We start from the raw sequence: 18,125 nt of genomic DNA on the forward strand, positions 1-18,125 counted from the left end.
ACGATATTACAGAAGCTTACTCCGAAATAAACTGTGTATAATGCGCATACCGCTCAAAAATTTGATTGACGTAGTTATAAGGTTCTACACCTCTAACATAGCCATATTTTATAATGGGGTCATTGTAGTTTTTAGGATGGCTTAAGGCTAGAATCATATCTTCCACATTATCATCCCAAACCAAAGCGTCTAGACCTCTATCTGTAGCTAATTTTTGAGCATCTTTAACATGGTAAAGTCCGCAATTATAAGATGCCATCGTAAATTTAGTGCGCTGAATGGAGTCTGTGATATTCTCAAAACGCTTCCAAATTTGGTTGAGGTATTTGGTGCCACCTTTTATACTTTGTGTGGGGTCACTGCGATCTACAACGCCTAATTCTTCAGCAGTTTTTGGCATCAGTTGCATTAAGCCTTTAGCATTTGCCCAAGAACTGTTGTTGGGATTAAACCGAGATTCTTGATAAATGAGAGACGCTACAAGACGCCAATCCCAATCTATGTTTTCAGAATGCGTTTGGATTAAGTCATCGTAAGGGCTAATTTCCTCTTTATTCAAACTATAGAAGTCACTTTTAACGCGTCGTCTAAAGTCCTTTTTATTCTTGAAATATTTGTTGTAAATGACATTATAATCAACTTCTGTCTTTATATCCTCTAACCATAGGTTGGTCGCTTTTAATAAGTCGGGTGAATTTTTACGTGTTGCCCATCCAATGCGTTGCGAAAAACTAACAGGTACTTCAATATCTAAAATAGGATAATAGGAGGCCATGATTTTTGCGATGTTATTATCTGCAATGGTATATTTTATATTCCCTTTCGCCACTTGTTTTATAATTTCATCGGTGGCCATTTGTCCTGATAGTGGACTGATCGTAATTGTACCACCCAGTTCTTCACTCAAATTTGTAATGCGCTCGCTGTAAGAGGATCCTTTGCGAATAGAGACCGTGTCTTCTAATAATTCTATAGCATCTTGGATTAGAGAATTCTCTAATGTATGCCAATGCATAGAACGCCAATTATCAGGTTTTTTTTGAACGAGTACTTGTTTGGTGAGGTATAAATAGTTGGTAAAGGTTACGGAGGCTTGACGGTTTTTTGTGATGGCGAGTCCATGAGCTAAAATATCGCCTTCACCATTATTTAATTTTGTGATGAGTTCATCTAAATTATTAACGACTACAATTTCAAGTTCAAGCTCTAAATGTTTGGCAAACCGTTTGAGCAATTCAAACTCATAACCCATAGGTTGTCCTTTGTATAGAAAATAACTTGTACCACTGTAAACGGTAAGTGCTGTGAGTTTGCCATCCTTTTTAATGGCCTCTAAATCACGGTGTAATGTAGGTTTTTCGCTAGTTGTGGTCTGCTCTTTAGAGGGCTCACAACTGGAAATAAAAATGAATAAAAATAAAACGAAGTACTGTATGTTGATAGAGGAGTTCTTTAATAGCATGTAGTAAGTTAGCTTTAAACTTCTGAAAAGACACTAAAAGTAACCCAGTATTTTTTTGTGTTATTACTTAAAAGACACCTAAAGTACTCTGTTTGTGGTGTCTTGGCAGGAAAAGGGTAGGGCGAACATTATCGTTTATAAAACCCTTTCATGTGAACACTTTTAAACAGCTCTATGGAAGTGTAAGCTTCGGGAAATAAATAGGTTTTAAAGATGTAGCTGTCGGTCTTTGTTGTTAATAGATAGTTGACGTTGTCGTAACCTTTGCGTTTTTTTAAGGCTACGATTTCGAATTTGAACCAAGATGTGATGGTGTTTAGCATTTACCAGAATTGTAATTTTTAGTCTTCTGTAATCAAATTTGTTTTCACTTCTATTAACTCAGGTAAGCTAGTAGTAAAAGGTATGGCAGAAGCTCTTCCTGATTTGTATTGTTTTAAGTCTTTAAAATCCCAGGAGATATTTTGAAATTCTTTATCAAAACATTTTTCTACACTAACAACTAAGTAGCTTTTTTGTCTAGGGTTTGGGTAATTTAATCGCTCTAAAGTTGCTTTGTTTGTAACTCTGTATTCAGACTTTTTAATTATATAAAGCTTTGAAGAAGAGGTGTCTCCTTCCATATGAAGTAATAAATATGTTGCATTGAAAGTTTCCATATTTAATTTTAAAGATCCCCTATTACTATCCATTCTAAAATTATAAAGAGATTTGTCATTAATCCATTTCAAATGACTTTCAGATTTACAATAACCAACCAAGACATAGGTTTCATCGGGAATCAGCTTTTTTCCATTGACATATTCAGGAATTGGCTTATTTAAAGGTTTCGATTTTCCGTCTTTTGTGATGCCGTAAGTTTTTGAAGCTATGTTTTCTCTTTGAGATGTTCTATTCAATAGATGGCTAATTATTTTATCTATAAAATCGCTTAGCTCTGCTGTTCCATTATTATTTAAACTAGGCCTCAAGGCAAATGCTCCTAAACCTGGTATTATTTCATGAAATCCACGTTTCATATCTCCTTTATTATTGCCAGGATAAAGGATGTAAGCTCCACCTGTTCTTCTTATAGCATCTTTATAAGCATGCATTTTAAATAAATCTACATTTTTATAATTACCTTTTCTTTCAGATTCTTCCTCTTGTTTTCTTGAATAATCTTTTTTACCTGAATAATTTACTTTGTATTTGGCATCAAAATGAATATGAACTATTAACTCTTCAGCTTCCGCAATATCCTCAGTAATTTCTTCTGGCCAAAAGGATAATGTATAATCAGGATACATAGTTTTTGTGTAACTACCTTGCACTTTTGTAATATGCTTTTTGTTTCCTGAAAATGTTTGGTTGTAAGAAAACTTAACGTTCAATTTCCTGTTTTCAAATTCACTTACTCCACTTAATGCTGTATGAGTTCCAGATTTTATTATAAAATTCAATCCGTTATCACTTTTTGCTATTAAGCTCTTGTATGGTTCTCCATCGTGTTCAATATCGCTTAGATTAAACTTGGTTTTAAACAAGTCGTATAGCATAAAAAACAACCAATATTCATAAAGTTTAGAAATGTCTCTTTTTCCTGCATCATAGACATCATCTCCACCTGTCCAAGTTAACTTTGCTGCTAAATCAAATTTCAACCAAGATTTTAATAACTCTCTATAACCACTTTTCCTTTGAAGCACAGGACTATTGAAATTTAAACTTGTTGGTCTTGAAATTTGTTTAAAAAAGGAATTGTTTAGTTGTTGTTCTAACGTATTAGATAAATGCTTTGCTTCTTTGTGTGCTCTTGTTCCATTTTCAAATCTATTTAAACAGTTTTCGCTAAAATGAAGATACTTTTGTAGCGCATGTTTTATAAATCGGTTTTCTGCATTATCAATAATTTCAATCTTTTTATTATTGATAATATGAGAAGGAATATTTTTAAGTGGATTTTTATATAAAGGATGAGTATCAGGTACAGGTATTCTATTTCCTCTGTTAACTAATTGTTTAATACTACTTCTAGTGAATTTTTTTACACTTCTTATATCTGCTAACTCTTCATTATCTGCCCAATCAGTTTTAGGACTGCTTATTATTTTTTGAATTGCCTCTTCAAAATCCTGACTTCCAATTATAGCATTTATAAAACTAAATTGTTGGTATAAACTTTCACGTTCTTTATTAAAATCAGTTTCAAAGTGTTGTTGAATTGGTGAGTTTACCTGTAGTAGTAATTCCGTACATTTTTCCGTTATGCTTTCGAGCATAAACCTGTAATTTTCTCTATAGCTTTTGTCTAAATCGTTCGAATTAAATTTAGTCGCTAATACTTCTAAATAGGTGTGTTCTCTACTTAAAGTCTTTTTTTTGTGTGTAAGATTTAATTTTAAAGTGCCAACGAAGTAACTCGGGTTTATTCTTCCTGTATATTTTTCTCTATTAGATTGCTTAACAATACTTTTATTGTCGCAACTTAAACGATATCCTTTTTTGTTAAAAGCATACTCATAACTCTGACTTTCTAAAATTTGAAAAGAAACTTCGCCAAATTCATTAGCTTCTGTTTCTTCAATTTTAAAAATTCTACTATAACCTTCAGGAAATATTTTTAATTCTAAATCTTTAGAAATATGCTTTAAAGGGATAGATATGTGTTTTACTTCTGCCATTTATTTTAAGCTTCAGCATAACTAGCAAATCCATTTTCTACAGCATTTTTATACATGCGCATTATTTTTTCGAATGATATTTTGTATTTAATATTGTTATCATTTTCAAAGTCTATTTTCTCGAAATTATTAAAGTAATCGTCGTCAAAAGTATCATCATCTACAGTATCCAAACAAAGTTTTGCTAAGGGTTTTAGGGTACGTGCAAGTTTTGTTCTAGAACCATGAAGTTTAGGCAGCATCTTTTGCATAATAGCAATGTCTGTTTTAACATCATTATTATCTAGACCGAACTCTTTTAACTTAAATATTAGTTTAGAAATTTCGAAAGCAGTCCTATAACCAAACTCAGCTCCAGATTTTTGAAGCTCTTTAAAAAACTTATGAACTTCTTCTTGTTGGTCTACTGATAACTGATAATCTTCTTTTTTGGTTGCAATAGTAACAAAATTTGTAGCCATGGAAGCTCCTGCACTTTCTAACTTATTTAAGTCAATAGCGTTTGGTTTTTCTAAGAAATCTTTAATTTCATCTTCTTTTACTCTAAACTCTATTGTGTTGGCTCTATCTAATACTTTTGGACTAAACATATAAGTAGTCTCATCGATATTTACAGTTCCTACAATAAATAAGTTTTTTGGTAATTTTAATATTGGAGGTACTTTGTTTACTTCATTTTTAATTTTATGTAATGGAATTACATTATCAGATTCCATAGTACTTAAGAAGTCTGCAAAATAGCGTTCTACATGACTTAAGTTCATTTCGTCTAAAATTAAAAAATAAGGTCTTGTTTCATCATCTTTAGCTCTCAATAATAAATCTAAAGCATCATTATCTGGTTTTACATATTCACTGTCTTTTAGTGCATTTGGATATCCTAAAAGTGGTTCTCTATTGGTCCAATCTGCACCAACAGGAATTAAAGCATATTGCTCTTCACTTTTGCATATCCATTTTGCAAAAGCTTCTGCTAATTTGGTTTTACCAGAACCAGATAAACCACTTAATAATACAAATGGTTTTGTAGCTAAGGATGAAATGTATCTTGTGATGAGTTCAGGAGTGTATCTTAGACCAGAAGCTTTACATACTTTCTGAAATTTTTCAGAGAGTTCTAATTGAGTAGTTTTTGGTTTACTATTTTCAATTGTATCAGATTTAGCCTTAAATTTATCTTTGATAAAAGCGAGCAAATTTTTATCGCCTAAGAATGATTTATAAAGGCCATTGCCATTGTCAGGGAATCCTACAATTTCATTTAATTCGTCATGACGCTCAATTAAGTTCTTGTTCGTTTTGTTTAAATGTGTTTTAGAGGCGCTCCATATATTAAAATCATTATATTCTCCCGATTTAATTTTATGAATACTCATTATAAAGGAAATGGTATTAACATAATTATTAGAGTCAATTTCTTGTAATTTACTATTAAAGAATATTCGATCAATGATTTTAAGGTTGTTTTCGAAATCATCGCTAGTAATCAACGATTTAATTGAATTTGCAGCCTTTATTTTACTAGCCTTTAATTTAGATATGAATTCATTTACAATTTTATAGTTGTCCATATTATTTTCTATAGCTATTCCCAGATTTTCATCTAATATTGATTTGTATTGTTTAATATTAATTACATCCTTTATTAAGTATTTGTAATCTCTTGAATCTTTAGTTAATGGTGTGCCAATATTTTTAATGTTCTTTGCTATTTGAATTCCAATTACGCCAAGATATGTGCCAAAATTTAGGTGACGGTTAGTTGATGAAAATGTTCTATAAAATAAACACATAGAATCATATTCGTCATTTTTTGAAAGAACTTCTCGCATGATGTTTTTCCAGTATTTATAATAAATTGGAAATTTATCCGGTCTTTGGCAATGTTTAATAACTGAGTAGATATGAGGGAGAAAGTTGTTTAAGTTGTCATTAAGATTATAGTTAATCTCTTTAAGATTATTAGAAGTTCGAACTGCATTGAAAAAGTGATAGAGACTCAGGGTTTCGTTATTATTTAATGATGTTCCTTCCTTATAGTTGTTTATTCTGTTAGCAATTCTAACTATAGTATTAATTTTACTTACAAAAGTTGACAAGTTACTTGTGTCAGTTTCATTAAAGCTTACGTCATTCTTTAATTTTTTGATTACGTCTTTTATTGCAGTTTCATGTTTTTCATTCTTTAAAAGGTGAAGTTTATCTTCTAGATGGCCCAACCACTCTTTTTCATATTCAAATAAAGAATTGAAATCTGATTTAAAATCAGACTTCAGTTTTTCAAATGGAATATTATATTTTTTTACGTAATCTTTTATATTCATTCAGTTTTTCCTTATTGGTCCTAAACAAAGATAACGTTCCATTTCAGTACTGTAACAAGTTCAGTACAAGCGAACTTTATCGATTGTTAAACGAAGTTATCGTTTTTTTCTGACAAGTTAAAGGCTAAGAAGTAATTATAATTATAAGAAAAAAACTAAATAATGTGGTCATTCCTTTAATAACCAGCGCAACAGTTTGTAGCAATTCATGCGCAATTATAGGGTTGGTCTTTAAATAGCAGTTTTATTCTAGCAATAAAACAAAAGGATGAAGTATATTCTAAAATAATTCGAAAAACTGCCCCTTGCGGTTCGGACATAACGTAGATTTTAGAATGATGACTGGGTTTGTTTTTTAACGTTGATTTATTTTAGATATATTTCATCTCTTACGTAGCTAGCATTTAGCCAAAAACTATGTTTAGTGTAGTGTATTCCTCCAGTAAGTTTGTCGATAACAGGTAATTGATAAGTGTCATCTGTATTTTGAGCATGAGGTCTAACATGACTTATTCTATTTTCTGATTTCTTTGGAAAAAAAGTCTTTCTTATGCCTTTATGTGTAACTTCTTTTACGATTTCCCCAGCCTCAACAGTTTTAACCATTTTATCCCAAACATCCTTAGCTTCAAGAATATCTTTTTGTGACATATTCCAAAACTTAACTTTTCTTAAAAATAGTCTTTCACCTATGAATTGATAAAACACAAAAAAGAATTTGCTTTCTAAAATATTTTTAAAATCTGAATCCTCCCAATTTGTATCAATCAATTCTTGATATTCAAATGTAGGAAACGAAATGTCTTCTTTTGGAAGATTATTCTCTTTTAAACGTATTGTTTTCACTTGAATATCAGCTTTTTCAAACTCTTCTATTTTTTGATCTAGTTTTAAACCTAATATTGAATTGGTTAGATTGGCGAAATAACTTTTTGCTTTTTGGTTCAAATCTAAACCTAACTCTTGTTCAATTTGATTTGCAGACTTATTATAAAATGATTGAAACTTTGTAACAACAAATTCTTCAATAGTTAGAGCTTTATCTAAAACTTCAGGATGTGTAATTATTTTACCATAAGTGGCTGTTTCTTCTCGAGCGATATTTGCGATAATATGATTCACATAGCCACCCTTTAAAGAATATGCTCTTTGTTTTGCTTGTTCCTTATTAAATGGTTGATTGCGAAATGACTTTAAAGCTGTTGACCCTTTTGTGCATGCACCAAGATAGAAGGTGTCGCCTTCTGAAAGCTCATGAGCTTTTCCTTCTTTAATTTTTTGATTGATAAATTCCCAATCACGTTTTATGATTTCCAAATCTTCTTTGGGATACTTCCAACCATCAACTAATTTAATAATGTAATCTAGTAAATCAGTTTCTTTTTCATGTAAGTAAAATACTAAAAGTAAGTGAGCATTTTTTTTCCAAAATGAACTGTTTTCAAAATCCTCTTTATGAACTTCTAAATAATTTATGATATTTAAAACAAGTCTTTCTTTGGAACGAAATTCTCCGTTTTTTAAAGTTTTTAGTGGACTAGATTTTAATTCTAATCCTGCTTCTAGAAAATCAGGTTCTGAATCTGAATTTGGTTCATAGCCGAAGTAATATTTTTCTAATATTTGTCCAAAATTACCCTTTCCTTTATAACCATGTTTTTCAATTTCAATTCCACAAGCTTTTCTTAGGCTTTGGTCTTTTAATTGTTTTGCAAAATCAATAATCGAATCAGCCGAGTTGATATCAAACATTTTATATTTAGTTTATCTGATTATAGAGCTCTTCACCAATTTTCTCAATGACACCAACAACCAAAGCATTTCCCATAAAAAAAGCTCGTTTTGTATCAGTAATACCATCAAGTTTAGTATGATTATCGGGAAACATATTTAGTCTTTCTAATTCGATTGGTGTCAGCCTTCTTAAACCTCTATCTGAAACAATCACGTGTTTAAATCTTGAAGCAGATTTCCCGCCTTCACCTGTTATTATTGTTCTTGATGCATTATCTAACGCATCAGGATAAATCATTCCGCCTTCACTATAGTTGTATTCAAAACCTTCTTTTGTTGTTCTCTTCTCTTTTTTAGCTCCTTTTAAATATTCCCATTTAGGCATATCATTTTTATCAATAAAAAATTCAGGTGTAACTTCCCCGTTTTGTAAGACATTACCAAGTACAGTTTTTGGTCCATCATAGTTTGGTAAAGTTTTAGTAGTATAAACTTTGCCTTTAATTAGCATTCCTGTGTTTAAAAAAGGTGATAATTTTCCGTCTTTATTAAAATCATTAGTTATTTCAACTAAGTCACCTTTTAACTCAATTTCTTTTAAAGAGATTGTCTTTGCTACAGGGAAAGCTTTTGCTATTGTTCCCTCTTCTGTTAGCCAATCTATTTTATTAGCTTTTTGTAGTCTTTTATATGCATCTGTTGACTTATGATAACCAATAAAGAAAACCCTACGTCTTCTTTGCGGCATTCCATATTCAGCAGCATTAATTACTCTCCATTCTACTGCGTAACCTAAATCGTTTAAACTTTGTAACATTACAGCAAAATCACGTCCTCTTTGTTTAGCAGGAGATTTCAAAAGTCGATCTACATTTTCTAAAAACAAATATTTTGGTTTCTTCTTTTTATTTTCTAAAATGCTATGAATTGACCACCAAAGCACTCCTTTTTTTCCTTTTAATCCTTTTGAATTGTGTAAAGTGGTTGCAACAGAATAATCTTGGCAAGGGAATCCGCCAACAAGTAAATCGTGATCAGGAATTTCTTCGACATCTCTAGTTACAACTTCATTAATATCTTCGTTTGAATGATTCTCTTTTCCAAAATTTGCTTCATATACCTTAGATGCATGTTGCAGTTTTGTTGAAGGTTCCCATTGATTACTCCATACAATTTCATATTCGTTTTTTTCTAAACCAAGACGAAATCCACCAACTCCAGCAAATAGTTCTGCTACTTTTATTTTCTTATTTACCATTGTTATGAGTTTTATAGTAATTAATTTTTTCTTCTGCCACTTTTAATATTTCTGATGTCGATTCGGAGTATTTCAAATCTTCTGCAATTTTTTCTGAATACCAACTTATTATTAAGTCTTTATGAGAAAGATTATAAAAATCAGCGAGTCTTATTAATTGCTCTTTTGTGGGTTTTCTTTCGTTTTTTTCAAACTTACTTATGAGAGATTGATCAATATCAACTTCTGCTGACACCTTCCTTAGAATTAAATTAATTCCATCCCGAGCTTCTTTAAGAGTATCTCCTAATGTTTTCATTGGACAAATAAGTTTTAGACAATATTTGTCCAAATATAATTATATTTATTTGATTGACAATTTTTTTCTACAATTTAATGCGCTTCCAACCAATTATCACCAATATCCATTTCAACATCTAAAGGCACCTCCATTTTAAAAGCGCCTTCCATTTCGGTTTTAATCATGGTTTTCATAGCTTCGAGTTCTGGTTTATAGACATCAAAGACCAATTCATCATGAACTTGCAAGAGCATCTTGGTTTTAAAATTTCCGAGGGATAATTTATGATGAATATTAATCATGGCAATTTTAATAATATCTGCTGCACTCCCTTGAATGGGCGCATTCACAGCATTACGCTCTGCAGCGCCACGCACAATAGCGTTGGCACTATTAATATCTTTGAGATAACGACGTCTATCTAAAACGGTTTTTACATAACCATGATCGCGCGCAAAATCAACTTGTGCGCTCATGTATTTTTTAAGCTTTGGATAGGTCTCATAATAGGTGTCAATCAACTCTTTGGCTTCACCACGCGATAAATCGGTTTGGTTGCTCAGACCAAAAGCAGAGACGCCATAGATGATCCCAAAATTAACAGTTTTCGCATTGCTACGTTGCTCTCTTGTCACTTCAGCAATTGGAACACCAAACACTTTTGAAGCGGTTGAGGCATGAATGTCTTCTCCATTTTTAAAGGCTTCAATCATGGTTTCCTCGTTACTCAAAGCGGCGATGATACGCAGTTCTATTTGCGAATAATCTGCTGCAAGTAGGGTGTAATTCTCATCCCTTGGCACGAAGGCTTTACGCACTTGACGACCACGTTCTGTACGAATTGGAATGTTCTGTAAATTAGGATTATTAGAACTCAAACGTCCTGTAGCTGCAACGGTTTGCATATAATCGGTGTGCACACGATTGGTTGACGGTTCTACTTGTAAGGGTAGCGCATCCACATAGGTGCTTTTTAGTTTTGCGAGACCTCTATAGTCTAAAACCTGTTTTATAATCTTATGATCTTTGGCTAAGTATGATAAAATATCCTCGCCTGTTTTATACTGTCCGGTTTTTGTTTTTTTAGGCTTGTCAACCAAGTTTAGTTTTTCAAATAAAATGATTCCTAATTGTTTTGGCGAGGCGATATTAAATTCTTCTCCTGCAGCCTCGTAAATAGCTTTTTCTAGGGTGTCGATATCGCTATTTAATTGCTCTGATAAGGAGTTTAAAAAGCTGGTGTCTAGATTAATCCCTTCCAATTCCATGGCTGCTAACACACGTAGCAAAGGCACTTCTATATCGGTGAATAATTTTTGCGTGTTGGCATCTCCTAATTCTTTTTCGAAATGTTCTTTTAGTTGTAAGGTGATATCGGCATCTTCAACAGCATATTCGGTTTGTTTCTCTAAGGGAACATCACGCATTGACAATTGATTCTTGCCTTTTTTACCAATCAACTCTGTGATAGACACTGGTGTGTAATTGAGATAGGTTTCTGCCAAAATATCCATATTGTGACGCATATCTGGATTGATGAGGTAGTGCGCCAACATGGTATCAAAGAGTTTGCCTTTAACCTCCACATTATATTTTGCGAGGACTTTAATGTCGTATTTTAAATTTTGACCAATTTTTTCAATGGCTTCGTTTTCAAAAAACGGTCTTAGTAGTTCGATGAGGTGTTGTGCGTCTTCTTTGTCCTCCGGAAATGGGATATAAAACCCTTTTCCGGCGTCCCATGAAAATGCGATGCCGACGAGCTTTGCGATCAACGGATTTAAGCCCGTGGTTTCTGTATCAAAACAGACGGAGGTTTGATTTAGAAGATTTTTTACGAATAATGTCGTTGCCATTCCTGGAGCGATACTTTGGTAAAAGTGGGATGTGTTGTCTATGGTGTTGCGCTCAAATTCTGATGTTGTTTCAGTTTTGGTACTTTCTGATGGTGAACCACCAAATAGAGAGAATTGGCCTTCACCAGCGCTTGAAGATGAAGACGACGTTGAAACTGAATTTGAACTTGAAGTGGCATCTGAATTTGAAGTCGAGGTTGAATTGGAAGGTGCCTTGCTTTGGTCGGTCGCTTCGTTTACAGAAGCAAATGTTTTTAAGAAATTATCTGTTAATCGCCTAAACTCTAGGCCTTGGAAGATTTCTGTGACCTTAGGAATATCGGGTTGAGACATTTCAAAATCTTTGGCATCAAAGTCCACTGGAACATCCAGCATAATGGTGGCTAGTTTCTTTGAGAGTAAACCCAATGCTCCATTGGCTTCAATCTTCTCTTTCATTTTCCCTTTAAGCTCATGAGTATTGGCTAATAGATTTTCCATAGACCCGTAAGTTGCTAGAAACTTCTTAGCGGTTTTTTCTCCAACACCTGGTAATCCAGGAATATTATCACTGGCATCTCCCATCATGCCTAAAAAGTCAATGACTTGCAAGGGATCTGTAATTTCAAATTTCTTTTGTACTTCTGGAATTCCCCATGTTTCATAACCACCTCCAAACATAGGTCTGTACATGAATATGTTTTCAGATACGAGCTGCGCAAAATCCTTATCTGGTGTGACCATAAAGGTTTTATAGCCTTCTTTTTCGGCTTTTTTGGCTAAGGTTCCAATAACATCATCGGCTTCATAGCCTTCTTTAACCATAATTGGAATGTGCATGGCTTTTAAAATCTCATAGATGTATGGGATTGCGGTTTTAATGCCGTCTGGAGTAGCATCACGATTGGCTTTGTACTCTGTATATAGTTCTACTCTGTCTGCGCTACCACCTTTGTCAAAACACACGGCCAAGTGATCTGGTCGCTCGCGTTTGATGACATCTAATAAAGAGTTCATAAAACCCATTATTGCTGAGGTGTCTTCGCCTTTAGAGTTGATTCTTGGGTTTTTTATAAAAGCGTAATACCCACGGAAAATTAAAGCGTAAGCATCAACGAGAAAAAGGCGTTTTTGATCTGACATTTGAAAGGTTTAAAATGTGAAGCGGTATGTCACCTGGAGCGCAGTCGAAATACATGGTCTCTTGATATTTGAAACGTCTCGACTATGCTCAAAATGTGAGTATAACACTGTTTATGATTTACTACAATGAACAGCATGCAAATTACGAAAACTTATGCGTTTATATAGAACAAATTAATCTACAATTTGTAATTTTCCGAAGTAAAAAAAATAGCAATGAATACATTTTCAATAGCCATACATGGAGGCGCAGGAACACTGGTAAAAGGGATGATGACTTCAGAATTAGAAGCCACATATCGAGCCCATTTAAAAAACGCTTTAGATCAAGGTTACGCACTCCTTGAAAATGGAGGGACAGCGGTTGATGCTGTTGAAAAAGCGGTTCAGGTCTTAGAAGATTCTCCGTTATTTAATGCAGGAAAAGGCGCTGTATTTACGGCGACAGGATCTCATGAAATGGATGCCAGCATCATGGACGGGAAAACGTTAAATGCTGGTGGTGTGAGTTTGATCACAGGGATTAAAAACCCGGTTAGTCTTGCAAAAGCTATTATGGAAAAAAGTGAGCACGTGTTTCTCGCAGGAGAAGGTGCAATGCAATTTGCTAAAGAATTGGAGTATAAACTCGAAGATGCTAGTTATTTTTATGATGAATTGCGTCACCAACAATGGGTAGACATTAAGGATACCGATAGTTTTCAATTAGATCACGCCACAAAGAAAGATTCTAAATTTGGGACGGTTGGCGCAGTAGCTTGTGACCAAAACGGAAATATTGCAGCAGCCACCTCTACTGGTGGTATGACCAATAAAAAATGGGGACGTGTTGGTGATTCTCCGATGATTGGTGCAGGAAATTATGCCAATAATAAAACCTGTGCTATTTCCTGTACAGGAAGTGGTGAGTTTTTTATTCGTGGTGTTGTCGCTTATGATGTGGCTTGTTTGATGGAACACAAAAACATGAGCGTAAAAGAGGCTTCCGAAGAAGTCATTCATAAACGTATTCTAGAAATTGGTGGTGATGGTGGTTTGATCGCTGTAGATGCTAAGGGGAATATTGCCATGCCTTTTAATACGGAAGGAATGTATCGTGCAAGTAAGTCATCACAGGGGGACGCAGAAATTTCTATTTATAAATAGTTTTTAGACGTTACCAAGTCATGCCAGAAAGTATGCTTTTGTCAAGCTGTCCATTATTTTTTTAAAAAATAAAAAGGCAAAAACTATATACAAATATATGGTCTTCATGTTCTTAACGCATAGATATCGAGGTTTTGAACATTAGCCTAAGTTGGTAAAGAAAAGCCTTCTAAGTATTTCTAATAGTAGCTGTTGAGGGCAATAAAATTCAAAAAAAAACAGACATTATAAGTATTAAAAGCAACATTTGGCTCCTCCCTTGGAAGTGAAGGGAGGACAATTCAGCGACGCTGAATAGGAGGGTTTTTAAATATAACAGTGCGCTATAAAGCATTTCTGAAGAAAAGAATAAATTGCTTCATTCTCCATATAAAGCGTCCAATACTTAAAAATTTCTCTGAATTCTCAAGCATAGTATTCGTCAGTTGTGACTGGCGACATAACAAATTTTTAAAAAATGATCATGCTGTGCGTTAGGGATGGAAACGACATACTTTTTTATTTTCAAAAAAGATATAGTGGACAGCGCGACCTTTTTAGGTAACGCCCAAAAAAAAATAAAATGAAGCCACTCCCAAGCCCTATTTTTTATAGGAATTTTCTAAATAAAAGGCGCTTCTATAGGTAATACCTTTACCTTTTTCTTATCAATATGAAAACGGTCGCCATTAGATAAAATATGAGTGCGCATACCAGTTAAAGACATTGGTGTGCCTTCTTCTAGAATTTTGTGGTTATTGTGTCTTAGGCGTCTGCCATCAAAAATAATAACCATACCCGAGCCAATAACACGACACTTATTATTTTTAATAATCATACCCGTATCTTCAGCTAATCCAATACCAATCAATTCTGGAAATTGAGCAACAGCCTCAGAAATTCTACCAAAACGACCACGTTTAATAAAGTGCGTATCGATAATTAATCCTGGAACTAAACCGAGACCTTTATACATGGTTACTGCGCCTTTAATAAAGGCTTCTGTAGCACTCCCACCAGCAATCATTTCTTGAGACATCATCATTGCACCAGCACTTGTACCAGCAACAACAAAGCCTTTTTCATTTTTATAACGGTGCTTTATAATCTCGTGAATTTCTGTTCCACCAATCTTGTTAGTAATTTTAGATTGGTCTCCACCAGAAAACATAATGCAATTAGCCGCTTTTATTAAATTTATAGAGGCTTGCTTTTCAGAGTCCTCTTTGCTTCTAATATCTAAAACTGTAACATTTTTGCAACCTAGAGTAGAAAATGCTTCTAGATAATTTTCTCCAACTTCTACAGGGATACTTGACGCTGTTGGGATGACAACAATGTTTGCGTCTGTTCCTCCAGCTTCTCTTACAACATGAAATAAAATACCGTCATCAATAAACTCTAAAGTGTATTGTTCATTATCTTCTATTCCTTTGTCTTCATTTCCACCAATAGGAATTAGTGTTCCTTTATTCGTCAGCATAAAATCTTTCTGTAGTTTAGATATTGAGCAAAAATAAACTAAATTTTCTATTGAAAAATGTTATATTTATAATCTTTCTCATTAACTAACCGAAAAATATATTCATATGAAAATACGCGAAATAAATGCCATGAGAGGTCCAAACTATTGGTCAATAAGAAGACATAAACTTATTGTGATGGTTTTGGATTTAGAAGATATGGAAGAAAAACCAACGAATAAAGTCGAGGGTTTTTCTGAACGTTTAAAGGCCATGTTTCCGACCATGTTTTCTCACCGTTGTTCTGAAGGTTGTGAAGGTGGTTTTTTTATGCGTGTCGATGATGGGACTTGGATGGGACATGTTATAGAACATATTGCACTCGAGACTCAAACGTTGGCTGGAATGGATACAGGTTTTGGGAGAACACGTGGTTATGGAGAAGAAGGCGTTTACAATGTGGTCTTCTCTTACATGGAAGAAAGTGTTGGACGCTATGCAGCAAAATCAGCAGTTAGAATTTGCGAAGCGCTCATAAGTGGAGAAAAATATGATTTGACTGATGACATTCAAGAAATGCGTGAGTTGCGTGAAGCCGATAGATTAGGTCCAAGTACGGGATCAATAGTTGAAGAGGCTGAGGCTAGAGGGATTCCTTGGATTAGATTAAACAAATATTCTTTATGTCAATTAGGGTATGGCGCTAATCAAAAACGTATTCAAGCCACTGTTACCAGTGAAACGAGTAGTATTGGTGTAGAACTAGCATGCGATAAAGAAGATACAAAATACCTTTTAGAGCAAGCTGAAATTCAAGTTCCCAAAGGCGATATTATTAAACGTGAACGCAGTCTTGCAGAAGCCTGTAGTTATGTTGGTTACCCTTTGGTTATTAAGCCTGTAGATGGAAATCACGGAAGAGGTATTACTGTAGATATCCAAAATTATGACGAAGCATTAGTAGCGTTTAACCATGCTAAAGATAGCTCACGATGTGGTTCTATAATCGTAGAAAAGTTTATCACTGGAGAAGATTATAGATTATTAGTAATCAATAATGTGCTAGTCGCTGGAGCTGTTAGAACGCCTGCTCATGTTATTGGTGACGGAAAATCTACCGTTCAAGAACTTATAGAGATAGTAAATAGTGATCCACGACGTGGTTTTGGACATGAAAACGTGTTGACAAAAATTACAACAAATGAACTAACTCAAACCATTATTAAAGATGCTGGTTATACTTTAGAGTCCGTTATTCCAGTAGGTGAAAGACTCATTTTAAAGGATACAGCCAATTTAAGTACTGGCGGCACAGCTGCAGATATTACAGATATTATACATCCTGCAAACGTGAGTATGGCAGAGCGTATTTCAAAAATTATCGATTTAGATATTTGCGGCATTGATATTATGACCACAGATATTTCCAAACCATTGTCTGAAACTGGAGGCGCAGTTCTTGAAGTGAACGCTGGACCAGGATTTAGAATGCACTTAGCACCAACAAGCGGATTACCGCGTAATGTCGCTGCTCCAGTAATTGATAAGTTATTTCCAACAAAAGGAGAAACAGGACGTATTCCTATTATTGCAATTTCAGGTACTAACGGGAAAACAACAACAACTAGATTGATTGCTCATATTGCAAAAATGAAAGGGCATCGTGTTGGTTACACGACTAGTGATGGAGTTTACATACAAAACAGATTACTCATGACAGGTGATTGTACAGGTCCTGCCAGTACAGAATTTGTTCTTAAAGATCCAACCGTGAATTTTGCGGTATTAGAATGTGCAAGAGGTGGATTATTACGTGCTGGACTAGGATTTAAAAAATGTGATGTTGCTGTCGTTACTAATGTAGAAGCAGATCATCTAGGTTTAAAAGGAATTCATACAATAGAACAGCTCGCTAAAGTTAAGGCAGTGGTACCAGAAACGGTCTTGCCAGATGGTTATGCAATTTTAAATGCAGATGATGATTTGGTTTATGAAATGCGACGCAACGTAGACTGTCATATCGCCTTATTCTCTATGGATGAAAACAATCCAAGAATAAAGGCATTACAGAGACTTAACGGTGTTACCGCAGTTTATGAAAATGGATATGTTACTATTTGTAGAGGGGAATGGAAAATGCGCGTAATGAAAGCAGAACACATTCCATTAACGTATGGAGGGAAAGCTAAATTTATGATTCAAAATGTATTGGGTGCTGTCCTTGCTGGACACGTACAAGGCATTAGTATTGAAGATATGAAAGCGGCTTTAGAAACTTTTATTCCTTCAGCGTCACAAACGCCAGGACGGTTAAATATGTTTGAGTTTAAAGATTTTACGATTCTTTTAGACTATGCTCATAACCCAGCAGGAATGAGAGCACTTCAAAAATTTACAGATGAATTAGAAGCGACAGTTAAAGTTGGAATTATTGCAGGAATAGGTGATAGGCGTGAAGAAGATAATAAAGAAATGGGAGCTATTGCTGCTGAGATGTTTGATGAGATTATCATTCGTCAGGATAAACGTTTAAGAGGTAAAACAGAAGAGCAACTTATTAATATGCTTAATGATGGTATTAAGAAGAAAGATCCAAATAAGAAAACAACGATCATTCCTTCTGAGAAAGAAGCAATTACTTACGCCGTGAAAAATGCAGTTAAAGGATCTCTAATAATATTATGTAGTGATGTGATTCCTGATGCTTTAGAATTAGTTCAAGAGTTTAAAGAATTAGAAGCTAGAGGAGAGTTGACGTTTGATTAGTGAGGTTAATGTTTAAATAATGATATAAAAAAAAGCCGAAACATCTGTTTCGGCTTTTTTTTATATTTTATG

Annotated in this window: 11 protein-coding genes; 2 read left to right on the forward strand and 9 right to left on the reverse strand. The window is 34.0% G+C overall.

Annotated elements, in window-relative coordinates; genetic code table 11:
* Positions 1 to 16: 16 nt before the first annotated feature.
* From H593_RS0106405 to polA, 8 genes are all read right to left on the reverse strand, one after another.
* Complete coding sequence (locus H593_RS0106405; protein ID WP_028871688.1) at positions 17 to 1,462, reverse strand: MltF family protein; 1,446 nt, start codon at positions 1,460 to 1,462, stop codon at positions 17 to 19.
* 128 nt (positions 1,463 to 1,590) lie between these two features.
* On the reverse strand, positions 1,591 to 1,785 hold the full coding sequence (locus H593_RS20755; RefSeq protein WP_157588785.1) for a hypothetical protein: 195 nt from the start codon (positions 1,783 to 1,785) through the stop codon (positions 1,591 to 1,593).
* A gap of 18 nt (positions 1,786 to 1,803) precedes the next feature.
* Positions 1,804 to 4,125 carry a DUF2357 domain-containing protein gene (locus tag H593_RS0106410; RefSeq protein ID WP_028871689.1) on the reverse strand — a complete coding sequence of 774 codons (2,322 nt, stop codon included), beginning with the start codon at positions 4,123 to 4,125 and terminating at the stop codon, positions 1,804 to 1,806.
* A gap of 5 nt (positions 4,126 to 4,130) precedes the next feature.
* Positions 4,131 to 6,449, reverse strand: a complete 2,319-nt coding sequence (locus H593_RS19915) for an McrB family protein (RefSeq protein ID WP_051229639.1) — start codon at positions 6,447 to 6,449, stop codon at positions 4,131 to 4,133.
* 366 nt (positions 6,450 to 6,815) lie between these two features.
* Positions 6,816 to 8,201 (reverse strand): Sau3AI family type II restriction endonuclease, encoded by a 1,386-nt coding sequence (locus tag H593_RS0106420; protein WP_028871690.1) that lies wholly within the window; start codon positions 8,199 to 8,201, stop codon positions 6,816 to 6,818.
* 7 nt (positions 8,202 to 8,208) lie between these two features.
* Positions 8,209 to 9,441: a DNA (cytosine-5-)-methyltransferase gene (gene dcm / locus H593_RS0106425; RefSeq protein WP_028871691.1), complete on the reverse strand. Its 1,233-nt coding sequence runs from the start codon at positions 9,439 to 9,441 to the stop codon at positions 8,209 to 8,211.
* Positions 9,431 to 9,739 carry a helix-turn-helix domain-containing protein gene (locus H593_RS0106430; RefSeq protein WP_028871692.1) on the reverse strand — a complete coding sequence of 103 codons (309 nt, stop codon included), beginning with the start codon at positions 9,737 to 9,739 and terminating at the stop codon, positions 9,431 to 9,433. Before H593_RS0106430 ends, dcm begins: the two co-directional genes overlap by 11 nt.
* Before the next feature lie 74 nt (positions 9,740 to 9,813).
* Positions 9,814 to 12,699 (reverse strand): DNA polymerase I, encoded by a 2,886-nt coding sequence (gene polA / locus H593_RS0106435; protein ID WP_028871693.1) that lies wholly within the window; start codon positions 12,697 to 12,699, stop codon positions 9,814 to 9,816.
* Between the two features lie 216 nt (positions 12,700 to 12,915).
* Between polA and H593_RS0106440 the strand changes: the two genes are divergently transcribed.
* Entirely contained in the window at positions 12,916 to 13,845 is a 930-nt protein-coding gene (locus H593_RS0106440) for an isoaspartyl peptidase/L-asparaginase family protein (protein ID WP_028871694.1), read from the forward strand.
* A 601-nt stretch (positions 13,846 to 14,446) separates the two neighbouring features.
* Here H593_RS0106440 and H593_RS0106445 read toward each other — a convergent pair.
* Positions 14,447 to 15,307 (reverse strand): cyanophycinase, encoded by an 861-nt coding sequence (locus H593_RS0106445; RefSeq protein WP_028871695.1) that lies wholly within the window; start codon positions 15,305 to 15,307, stop codon positions 14,447 to 14,449.
* Between the two features lie 106 nt (positions 15,308 to 15,413).
* Between H593_RS0106445 and cphA the strand changes: the two genes are divergently transcribed.
* Positions 15,414 to 18,053 (forward strand): cyanophycin synthetase, encoded by a 2,640-nt coding sequence (gene cphA / locus H593_RS0106450; RefSeq protein ID WP_028871696.1) that lies wholly within the window; start codon positions 15,414 to 15,416, stop codon positions 18,051 to 18,053.
* Positions 18,054 to 18,125 lie beyond the last annotated feature (72 nt).

The organism is Psychroserpens burtonensis DSM 12212 (genome assembly GCF_000425305.1).
Taxonomy (GTDB): Bacteria; Bacteroidota; Bacteroidia; order Flavobacteriales; family Flavobacteriaceae; genus Psychroserpens; species Psychroserpens burtonensis.

Excerpts from the sequence above, each read along its gene's own strand:
- H593_RS0106405 (WP_028871688.1), bottom strand. The coding sequence starts at position 1,462 with ATGCTATTAAAGAACTCCTCTATCAACATACAGTACTTCGTTTTATTT.
- H593_RS20755 (WP_157588785.1), bottom strand. The coding sequence starts at position 1,785 with ATGCTAAACACCATCACATCTTGGTTCAAATTCGAAATCGTAGCCTTA.
- H593_RS0106410 (WP_028871689.1), bottom strand. The coding sequence starts at position 4,125 with ATGGCAGAAGTAAAACACATATCTATCCCTTTAAAGCATATTTCTAAA.
- H593_RS19915 (WP_051229639.1), bottom strand. The coding sequence starts at position 6,449 with ATGAATATAAAAGATTACGTAAAAAAATATAATATTCCATTTGAAAAA.
- H593_RS0106420 (WP_028871690.1), bottom strand. The coding sequence starts at position 8,201 with ATGTTTGATATCAACTCGGCTGATTCGATTATTGATTTTGCAAAACAA.
- dcm (WP_028871691.1), bottom strand. The coding sequence starts at position 9,441 with ATGGTAAATAAGAAAATAAAAGTAGCAGAACTATTTGCTGGAGTTGGT.
- H593_RS0106430 (WP_028871692.1), bottom strand. The coding sequence starts at position 9,739 with ATGAAAACATTAGGAGATACTCTTAAAGAAGCTCGGGATGGAATTAAT.
- polA (WP_028871693.1), bottom strand. The coding sequence starts at position 12,699 with ATGTCAGATCAAAAACGCCTTTTTCTCGTTGATGCTTACGCTTTAATT.
- H593_RS0106440 (WP_028871694.1), top strand. The coding sequence starts at position 12,916 with ATGAATACATTTTCAATAGCCATACATGGAGGCGCAGGAACACTGGTA.
- H593_RS0106445 (WP_028871695.1), bottom strand. The coding sequence starts at position 15,307 with ATGCTGACGAATAAAGGAACACTAATTCCTATTGGTGGAAATGAAGAC.
- cphA (WP_028871696.1), top strand. The coding sequence starts at position 15,414 with ATGAAAATACGCGAAATAAATGCCATGAGAGGTCCAAACTATTGGTCA.